Raw genomic sequence first — 10,022 nt, forward strand, 5'->3', positions numbered from 1 at the left:
GCCCAAAATGCTTTGCCAGAACCGGCTCCAGAGCCTGAGCCTGCTCCAGAGCCAGAACCTGCCCCGCTCCAGAGCCAGAACCTGAACCCGAGCCGTCACCCGTTGTCGCAACGAATGATGCAGTGACGCTTCTTAGTGGGGGGCGTCCCCTACAAGGGGGGGTGATGGCAAATGATATTGGTTCTGGTATTGCTGTTACGAATGTAAATGGTTCTGCAGTTTCAGGTGTAACAGATATTGAGGGTGAATATGGCACACTCTCAATCGAGACTGATGGTTCTTTCACTTACACAGCGGATGACATTGGTCTTGAGTCTGGTCTACTTGCATCGTGGCAGTTCGACGAGGCTGTAGGTTCAGATGAAGCTTCTGATAGTTCTGAGGTAGATTTGGTTAGTGATACCGCTTACCTGCATGGTAAAGCGGAAATTGTGACAGGTGGAACCACTGGTAATGCTCTTAGCTTGAATGCTCCAGATACTGACGAAAATTCGTATGGAACACTGAACAATGCTTCTCTTCTCGGACAATATTCCTTCGACAGCTTGAGTAGCGGGGATACTCAAATTACGGACAGTGCTGGCACTCGGCACGGGGCTATTGCTAGTAATGCACATACACCGAGTAGTGACTCTTCTCCACAAGGCAGCAGCCATATCGAGCTCAATGGTTCAGGAACCATTGACATTAATACTGGAATTTCCAGTAGTGCTGAGGATATAACGCTAGCATTTTGGTTTAAATGGGACGGGGATACCAGTGCAGTAGGTGGGGCATTTGTAGCTAGTTTTGGGAATTACGGGCTGTGGATAAATGATGGGAAAATCGGGTTTAATACCGCCTATCATAGCGAGATGTATGGTGCGGTAATTAATGATCTGGATTTGGCTCCGGCATCTTCTGGTTTAGCAAATGAATGGCATCACTTCACCGTGACTTTTCATGATGGTGATCCGCAGCAGTCGTCCTTGAGAGTTGATGGGATAGAACAAAATCTTGTTGGGTATGATCGTGATGGGGGTAGTTCATATTCCTATAGTGCTTCAAACGCCGATATTCATCAGCAGCTTAAGCTCGGTGGACACGGGGTTTATGCTGATGAAGGCGGTGGTTTTGATAACCTACAGGTGTTTGAGGGAACTCTATCTAATGATGAAGCTGTAAAAGTCTATGAAACCTCTTCCGCATTTTTAGACGCAGGGAGAGTTGTAATAGAAGATTCTCAAGAAATTAATATTACCAGTGAGGCTATTGAAGCAAGAAGCATCACATTTTCCTTTAAACCGGATGCCAGCAATACGCTGATAGATAAGCAAATTCTATTCGAAGAGGGGGACGGTACTGCTGGTTTCATTATTTATATTCAAAATAATACACTCTATGCGGGTGCCTACAGCAAAGACTCTGGATGGGATGGTGACTTTCTCAGTACAAGTCTTGATTCTATTGATACGACAGAGTTCCATCGTATTACCTTAACTATGGATTCTGATGCTGGAACCCTGTCGGCATGGTTGGATGGTACTCAGATCGGAGAGGTAGATACAGCTCAAGCGGTAAGCTCTCACAATGGAGATGTCTCAATAGGAGGCATGAGCAGTGAAGATGGGAGTTCGAGCACATTTCATGATGGCGTTGAAAGTGGAAGCTTCAGGTACTCAGGCTTAATTGATGATGTGAAAATCTATGATCGGGCGTTGAGCCACATCGAAGTGCAGTCCTTAGCAGGTGAAAGCCCAACAGATAGCTTTTCCTATCAGATAACTGATGATGATGGAAACACAGCAACCGCATCTTTAGATATCTCTCTTGAGAGGCCAACGCCAACACTCGCTGCAGCCAATGACGCTGTGACTCTTCTCAATGGGGAACGCCACCTGCAAGGTTCGGTAGCGACAAACGATACTGGCCTTAACGTTATAGTTACGAATGTGAACAGCACTGTAGTGTCAGGGGCAACAGATATTACGGGTGAGCATGGTACGCTCTCCATTGATACAGATGGTTCTTACAGTTATACCGCTAATGCAGTGGATCTGGAATCTGACTTGTTGGCATCATGGCAATTTGATGAGGCAGCAGGCTCCACAGAGATCACAGACAGTTCTACTACCGGTCAGGTTACGGACACCGGAACCTTGGTTGGGGATTCAGCAATTGTTTCAGGTGGTGTGAGCGGAAATGCTTTAAGCATTAATCCATCAACAGGCCATAGTGTGACCGAAGGGATTGCTGATGTTCCCAACTCATTCAGCAATGCCACGCTTTTAGGCAGCTATAACTTTGATGGTTTAACTACCGGATCAGGATCATCCAATCAGACAGTAACAGATCAGAGTGGAGATAGTGATGGCACCCTGAGTGGTATCTACACGATTGCAGAAGATTCATCTGATAACAGCGATAAGCATCTGGATTTTGATGATTCAAATAGCGCGAGAGTAGGTATCACCACTGGGCTGGACAGTAATGCTGAAGATATCACTATCGGCTTTTGGTTGCGTCTGGATGAGGCTGGTGAAGCTTATGGCACCCTTGCATCTTTTGGTAGTTATGAACTGAGAGTGGCCAACGGCCTTATCGGTTTCAGTACGAACAATTATCATGACCTTTACGGCGTTCATTTAGACCAACTTCAAATATCTCCTGACTCATCAGGTCTGGTGGATGAATGGCACTATATTACAGCGACATTCCATGATGGAGACCCCACACAATCTGTACTTCGCATCGACGGGGTTGAGCAGCCTTTGGTTGGGGACTCTTCTATCGAGCGTAACAGCTACAGTGTTTACAATTACGCAGCGAACAATTCCGCAGCGAACATTCACCAGGAGTTGAAGTTCGGCGGTAGTCATAACCAAAATTACAGAGTTGATGGTGCTCTTGATGATCTGCAGATTTTTGAAGGAACGATTAGCGATGGAGAAGCTTTACAGCTCTATGAAAATGCTGGTGGAGATGTATTTGTTGGTGGCGTTAACTTTGTAGACTCTCAAGATATAAATACGACAACGGAAGCCATCAGTGAAAGAACAATTACTTTGTCCTTTAAACCTGATGAGAATAATGATTTGACAGACCGCCAGATTCTTTTTGAATCGGGCGGTCAGTCAAATGGTTTTGTTGTTTATATCCATGGCAACAGCATTTATGCAGGAGCTTACAGTCAGAGTTCGGGCTGGAGTGGTGACTTTATAAGCACGAGTCTGGATTCGATTGATACAACAGAGTTCCATCGCATCACTCTCTCTTTGGATGGCGATGCGGGCACTATGACGGCATGGCTTGATGGCACGGAAATTGGCTCTGTAGATACAGCTGGTTCTGTTGTCTCCCACGGTGGGGATATTGCGATTGGTCAGACCAGTGACGATAACCCAACCAACACATACCATGATGGCGTTCACACAGGTAAGTTCACATATTCGGGTTTGATTGATGATGTACGGGTTTATGGGCGTGCATTCAGTGGTACAGAGGTAAAGGCTCTTGCAGATGAAAGCCCGGTAGACAGTTTCTCTTACCAAATTACCGATGACAATGGCCACACAGAAACGGCATCGTTAGCTATCACTATTGAGAAGCCACTACCTGCTGCACCAGTCACTGAAGATGATTCAACAACACTGCTAAATAGTGGTGAGTTACGGAGTCAGGAAAGTGTACTGGAGAATGATATCGGTTCAGATATCACCGTGACCGATGTGGAGGGTGTTTCTGTTGCCAGCTCAGGCTCTACCGATATTCAAGGTGAGTATGGTGTACTCTCCATTGAGGCTGATGGTGATTATGACTACACCATGAATGCTGTAGATCTAGAAAGTGATCTTGTGGCGTCATGGCAGTTTGATGAGGCGGCTGGCTCCAGTGAATCCACCGACAGCTCAACGGTCGATCAAGTCACAGATACGGCACGTCTTGTGGGTAACGCAGCTATTGTTTCGGGTGGGGTGAGCGGCAATGCTTTAAGCATCAACCCGGAAACTAGCCATAGTGTGACCGAAGGGATTGCTGATGTTCCCAACTCATTCAGCAATGCCACGCTTTTAGGCAGCTATAACTTTGATGGTTTAACTACCGGATCAGGATCATCCAATCAGACAGTAACAGATCAGAGTGGAGATAGTGATGGCACCCTGAGTGGTATCTACACGATTGCAGAAGACTCATCTGATAACAGCGATAAGCATCTGGATTTTAATGATTCAAATAACGCGGGAGTAGCTATCACTACTGGGCTGGACAGTAATGCTGAAGATATCACTATCGGCTTTTGGTTGCGTCTGGATGAGGCTGGTGCAGCTTATAGCACCTTTGCATCTTTTGGTGGTTATGAACTGAGAGTGGCCAACGGCCTTATAGGTTTCAGTACGAACAATTATCATGACCTTTACGGCATTCATTTAGACCAACTTCAAATATCTCCTGACTCATCAGGTCTGGTGGATGAATGGCACTATATTACAGCGACATTCCATGATGGAGACCCCACACAATCTGTACTTCGCATCGACGGGGTTGAGCAGCCTTTGGTTGAGGACTCTTCTATCGAGCGTAACAGCTCCAGTGTTTACAATTACGCAGCGAACAATTCCACAGCGAACATTCACCAGGAGTTGAAGTTCGGCGGTAGTAATTGGTACCAACATTACAGAGTTGATGGTGCTCTTGATGATCTGCAGATTTTTGAAGGCACTTTAGACAAAAATGAAGCTTTCCAGCTCTATGAAAATGCCGGTGGAGAGTTGTTTGTAGGTGGAGCAGATATTGCCGATTCTACAGAGGTGAACCAAACCCCTGCAGCTATCGAAGAAAGAACGATAACACTGGCCTTTAAACCCGACCCAACTAATGATCTTTCAGAGCGTCAGATTCTTTATGAGTCTGGTGGTCAGTCCAATGGTTTTGTTGTTTATCTCCACAATAATTCTGTTTATGCCGGTGCCTATAGCAAGAGTTCTGGTTGGCATGGTGACTTTATAGGTACGAGTCTGGCATCTGTGGACACAACGGAATTTCACCGGATAACCCTGTCTCTGGACGGTAACGCAGGAACCATGACCGCCTGGTTGGATGGAACACAGATAGGTTCTGTTGATACGGCAGGATCTGTTGTTTCTCATGGGAGTGATGCTGCCATTGGTAAAGGCAGTGGTGAAAATGCCTCTGTCAATACATATCACGATGGTATTTTTGAAGGCCGTTTTTCCTACTCCGGTTTAATCGATGATGTTCGTATATATGATCGGGCATTAACGGATACTGAAGTGCAGGTGCTGGCGGGTGAAAACCTTGCAGAAAGCTTTACGTATACAGTCACCGATAATGATGGTGACACCGCAGAGGCTTCACTAAGTATCGAGGTAGAAACGCAGGCGCGTGACCTGATCTCAGGAGGCTCCAGCGATAATACCCTGATAGGAACAGGTGGTGCGGACACTTTGCTGGGCGGTGGTGGCGATGACATTCTCACCGGTGGTGGCGGAATAGATTTTTTCACCTGGGAAGATGGTGATCAGGGCAACTCCGTTACCCCAGCGGTGGATACAGTGACTGACTTCACAGCAGGTTCCGATGTGCTCAACCTCTCTGACTTGCTGCCAGAAGCTGCTGCAGGTGATCTTGATCAATACCTTTCCCTAAGCACTACAGATGGTACGACAACCATTGATGTAAGCACCACGGCTGGTGGGCCAGTCGTTCAGAAGATTGTGTTGGATAATGTGGACTTGACGTCTCTTTATGGGACTAGCGATACCACCACATTGATCAACAATCTTACTAATGATGGCAATCTGCAAGTGTGATAATAGCTAGATCTTTTGCAGTTGATCTAGCTGTGTACACAGTCTATCTATTGGTCGGATTTTGCTCTTCAAGATTTTTATAAACCGCGCCAAGAATATCCCATTTGTTCTTAACCCAGGCTGGTGCAAGCAAGTATTGATGTACGCCAGATCCAGTAAGACGGTGAAATAAAAGATCCTCAGGCGCAGTTACAATAATCTCGGTAAGAATCTGAACGTAGTCGTCCATTGCAAGTTCTTCAATCTCTCCCTGACTCCATTGCTTTGCCATTTGTGTGCCTTTCACAATATGCAGTGGATGAACTTTGATAGCGCGCACACCCAGCTCAAGCACCTTCTGGTAGCTGATGAGAGTATCTTCCGGCTTTTCACCGGGCAGGCCCATAATGAGGTGGGTACAGATATTCAAGTTGAACTTGCGGGCGCGGATAATGGCATCTTCGTAATCCGCAAATGTGTGTCCCCGGTTAATTCGTTCGAGGGATTCGTCAAAACTGGATTGCAGTCCCAGTTCCAGCCAGATTTCGTAGCCCTGTTCCTGATAGCTTGCGAGAAGAGCCAGCACTGGTTCGGGCACACAGTCAGGACGGGTACCGACACACAGGCCTATCACATCAGGTTCAGCCAGCGCGGCATCATAGAGTTTCTTCAGTTCCTGAAGATCGCCATAAGTATTGGAGTAGGATTGAAAGTACGCCAGAAATTTTCGAGCCTTGCGTACTTTGGTGACTTTTTCACGGGCGGCTGCCAGCTGCTTAGCCACAGAAAGTTCGCTGTTGGTACTGCCAGGACTGAAGGAGCGATTATTGCAGAAGGTACAACCGCCAATGCCCTTGGCGCCATCCCGGTTGGGGCAGGTGAAGGCCGCATTCACAGAGAGTTTATGGATACGCTCTCCATATTTGTTCTGGAGGTAACGACCAAAAGTATTAACGTGGCGGGTAAGATCCATAAAACAACATTCGCACAGGTAACCGGGAGCGCGGACGTTACCTGTTATTTTGCTGATCGACTATGAGGATATGTGCGGAAGGGGATGAGTGGTTAAGCAGCCTTTAAGGCTGCTTGCGCATTTTTTCGAGCATGTTTTTAACAATCTTTTTGGCGTCTCTTTCGCAAGCTTGCCGGGTTTTGGGAGTCAGGGCAGGAGCGCCTTTTTGATCGATAATTTTACGGGCAAGTTTGCGGGCAACAATGGCAACCACTTCATCCATAAAGGTGTCATCAAAAATATTGCGATCAACAAATTGAAGCTGCACGAGCATCTTTTCACGGCGTTTGCCCTGCTCGTTAAAATGAATAGCGAAATCGCCACTGTCTGAAGTGCTCTGGCTTATTGTTAGAGTAAAGTGCTCACTGCTCATGGCCATTCGCCTCTGTGATCTCATAACCAGATTTGTCGGCACAGGAGCACGGCACTTTACGAAGGAATCACTTATCTTTCACGGAAAGGTAGCGAGTCATCACCAAATCTCTGGGGTTGTCGTACCAACCCTTCACTTTCGGGCTAACGAGGGACGGAGACACGTAATAGTAAAGTGGCGCTACAGGAGCATCCTCAGCCAGAATCTTTTCCATTTCGATAAATAATCTCTGGCGGTCTGAGCTGGGAGTATTCATTTTATTCAGCTGCGCGTCATAAACTGGATTTTGGTACTTAGGCTTATTACTGCTGCTGTTGCTGGCGAAAATGGAAAGCATGCTGGCGGGGTCATTAAAGTCTGCAACCCAGGAGGCTCTGGCTACATCAAAGTCCTGCTGACGAATACGGGCAAGAACAGATTTCCATTCCATATTTTCCAGAGTGACTTCGGCACCAAGGTTCTTTTTCCACATGCTAGCGGCTGCAACTGCAATTTTTTTTCGGGAGTCACTGGTGTTGTAGAGAAGGGAAAATTTCAGTGGGTTGCCAGGGCTGTATCCTGCTTCCTGGTAGAGTTTTTTAGCTTCTGCCAGACGTTGTTCCCGAGCCATTGTTTCAGCAGCTGGTTTGTAGGCAGGCATATCACTCATATAGCCAGGAGTGAAGTTATAAGCAGGAACCTGTCCTTCCCCCAGTACTTTTTCGGTAATCAGGTCACGTTCAAGGGCGAGGGAAAGGGCTTTACGCACATGGCTATTATTAAAAGGCTTTCGACGGGTATTAAACGCGTAATATTCCGTCCCCAGCATATGAGTAATGTGCAGTTCCTCGGGATTCGTTGTTTTTAGTTTTTTATAGTAGTTTTCCGGGACATTCAGGGTCATATCCAGATCACCGGAGCGATAGCGGTTCAGTGCTACGGTTGCTGAAGTTAAGGGGTAATAAGAAACACTGTGTACTTTCAGGTTTTTATAGTCGGGATGTTTTGAATTAGCGGTCAGTTCTATTTTTTCATTTACCACCCAGCTTTTCATCTGGTATGGACCATTGCTAACCAGATTTTTAGGCGCAGTCCAATTCAGCCCGTGTTCTTCAAGTACTCCTTCCGGAATAGGGTAAAGTACCGGCATCACCAACATTTGCAGCAGCCAGGGGACGGGTTTTTCCAGTTGAACCTGTAATGTGTGCTGGTCGGGTGCAGAAACTCCGAGTTCTGTTGAAACTTTTTGGTTGTTAATGATGGCTTTAGCATTGGTAACTTCCATCATTTCCAGATACCAGGCGTAGGGAGCCCCGGTTTCAGGAGCGACAGCTCTTTGCCAGGCTCGAACGAAATCTCCGGCAACGACGGGGCGGCCATTACTCCACTGGCTTTTACGGAGCTTGAAAGTCCAGGTCAGGCCATCTGAGGATGTCGACCAGCTCTCTGCCTGAGCGGGAACTATGTCTCCTTCTGAGTTTCTGTGAACGAGACCGTCAAATAGGTCTCCGGAAACACGCATACCTGGCAAGGTGTGGATTAATTGAGGATCGAGAGATTCCGGCTCTGAAGAATTAGCCCGATTAAGGTGGTTGCTATTGGAATGGCTCTGGGCCGCCCATAGAACTTCTCCATAGAGAAGGGTAGACAGGCTCAGAGTTAGACTCAGGATCAGTCTCATTGGGTATCTCTGCATTGATAGCTAGTCTTATAGAAAATACCTGCCATCTGGCATATAACCAAATGGCATGTGAAAAAGTTATTCAGGGAGGCAGCTATGAGTTCAGTAAATCCAGGTGTACAACCCGGTAGTGGCCAGGTTGGAGGGGCTCCTGGCAGTAATCCAGCCTCTCCTCAGGGGAACGTTGCCGGAGCGGATACCGAGGCTTTTGACGAAGCCATGGGAAAAGGCGCTGATGGCAAGGTCCAAAAGGATGCGGAGAAAGATGAGCTGCTGACCCCTGAAGAAGAATTGCGGAAAATGATGTCTCAGCAAATAGTTCAGCAAATTACTGAGAGATCCAAAGAGTTCAACCAGGAAATTAAAAAGAACTTCGAAGGTTAGTTTCTTTGGCGTATGGCTCGTTGAGCGCGATAATTATTCGCCCACTGAGCCTAAGGCTTAGCGCTTGACAGGTATCGACTTGCCTTCGTTATCAATAGCCACATAGGTGAAAATGCCCTCAGTCACCTTAATTCGCTCCTCTCTGTAGGGAAGCCCCTTACTCCATACTTCTATACGAATACGTATAGAAGTACGGCCAATCTTGATGATATCTGTATGGCAGCAGACAACTTCACCAATAGTCACTGGGTGATGGAAGCACATAGATTCGATTGCCACTGTGGCAACCCTTCCGTGACAGCAGTCTTTTGCTGCTAACCCGCCCGCCATGTCCATCTGCCCCAGCAGCCAGCCACCAAAAATATCACCGTTAGGGTTTGTATCTGCTGGCATAGCCAGAGTTCGCAAGGACAGTTCTCCGCGAGGTGTGCTCATGTGGAATACTCCAGAGGGAATAGAAAAAATTGAGTTGGGTGAAGCCTAGTTGATCCCTGCTTTTGCACTCAATGCGTTCTTTTACCAGTACTCTCCCTATTTATGCTGCTTTTTTTGGTTTTCAATCCAAACTGACCTGAGGCAGTAAAAATGGACACCAGCTTAAGAGGCTTTTACCCGTTCCTATTTCGCAGGGCTTACAATAGCCCAGAGAGCCATGCTCAAACACTGCTGTCCGGTTAAAAAATCGAGAAAGGCGTGAGATGTCTGTCTTTAGTGGTTTGCGGTAAAATAGCGGTTGTCGAGACAGCTATTTCACAAAACAAAAAAGACAGACATGAAGCATCATAACAGCGTTTTCCAACAGTT

At 46.8% G+C, this 10,022-nt stretch carries 6 protein-coding genes; 2 read left to right on the forward strand and 4 right to left on the reverse strand.

The genetic code is table 11. The annotated features are described in order from the left end of the window. Nucleotides 1–164: 164 nt before the first annotated feature. Nucleotides 165–5,810 carry a LamG-like jellyroll fold domain-containing protein gene (locus QMA35_RS19820; protein WP_281648882.1) on the forward strand — a complete coding sequence of 1,882 codons (5,646 nt, stop codon included), beginning with the start codon at nucleotides 165–167 and terminating at the stop codon, nucleotides 5,808–5,810. A 43-nt stretch (nucleotides 5,811–5,853) separates the two neighbouring features. Here QMA35_RS19820 and QMA35_RS19825 read toward each other — a convergent pair whose 3' ends face one another. The 3 genes from QMA35_RS19825 to QMA35_RS19835 all read right to left on the reverse strand — a co-directional run bounded on the left by QMA35_RS19825 (nucleotide 5,854) and on the right by QMA35_RS19835 (nucleotide 8,834). Continuing rightward, the gene (locus QMA35_RS19825) at nucleotides 5,854–6,762 is read right to left on the reverse strand and encodes a TIGR01212 family radical SAM protein (RefSeq protein ID WP_281648883.1); all 909 of its coding nucleotides are present in this window, start codon (nucleotides 6,760–6,762) and stop codon (nucleotides 5,854–5,856) included. A 103-nt stretch (nucleotides 6,763–6,865) separates the two neighbouring features. Then, a complete protein-coding gene (locus tag QMA35_RS19830) occupies nucleotides 6,866–7,174 on the reverse strand; it encodes a hypothetical protein (RefSeq protein ID WP_281648884.1) in 309 nt (102 codons plus the stop codon). A gap of 67 nt (nucleotides 7,175–7,241) precedes the next feature. After that, nucleotides 7,242–8,834: a peptide ABC transporter substrate-binding protein gene (locus tag QMA35_RS19835; RefSeq protein ID WP_281648885.1), complete on the reverse strand. Its 1,593-nt coding sequence runs from the start codon at nucleotides 8,832–8,834 to the stop codon at nucleotides 7,242–7,244. Nucleotides 8,835–8,930: 96 nt separating this feature from the next. On the opposite strand from QMA35_RS19835, the gene QMA35_RS19840 reads away from it, so the two are divergent. Beyond that, on the forward strand, nucleotides 8,931–9,218 hold the full coding sequence (locus tag QMA35_RS19840; RefSeq protein ID WP_281648886.1) for a hypothetical protein: 288 nt from the start codon (nucleotides 8,931–8,933) through the stop codon (nucleotides 9,216–9,218). Nucleotides 9,219–9,275: 57 nt separating this feature from the next. On the opposite strand, the gene QMA35_RS19845 is transcribed toward QMA35_RS19840, so the two are convergent. Next, nucleotides 9,276–9,653, reverse strand: a complete 378-nt coding sequence (locus tag QMA35_RS19845; RefSeq protein ID WP_281648887.1) for an acyl-CoA thioesterase — start codon at nucleotides 9,651–9,653, stop codon at nucleotides 9,276–9,278. Nucleotides 9,654–10,022: the final 369 nt, after the last annotated feature.

It is taken from the genome of Parendozoicomonas sp. Alg238-R29 (assembly GCF_947331445.1).
In the GTDB taxonomy this organism is placed as follows: Bacteria; Pseudomonadota; Gammaproteobacteria; order Pseudomonadales; family Endozoicomonadaceae; genus Sansalvadorimonas.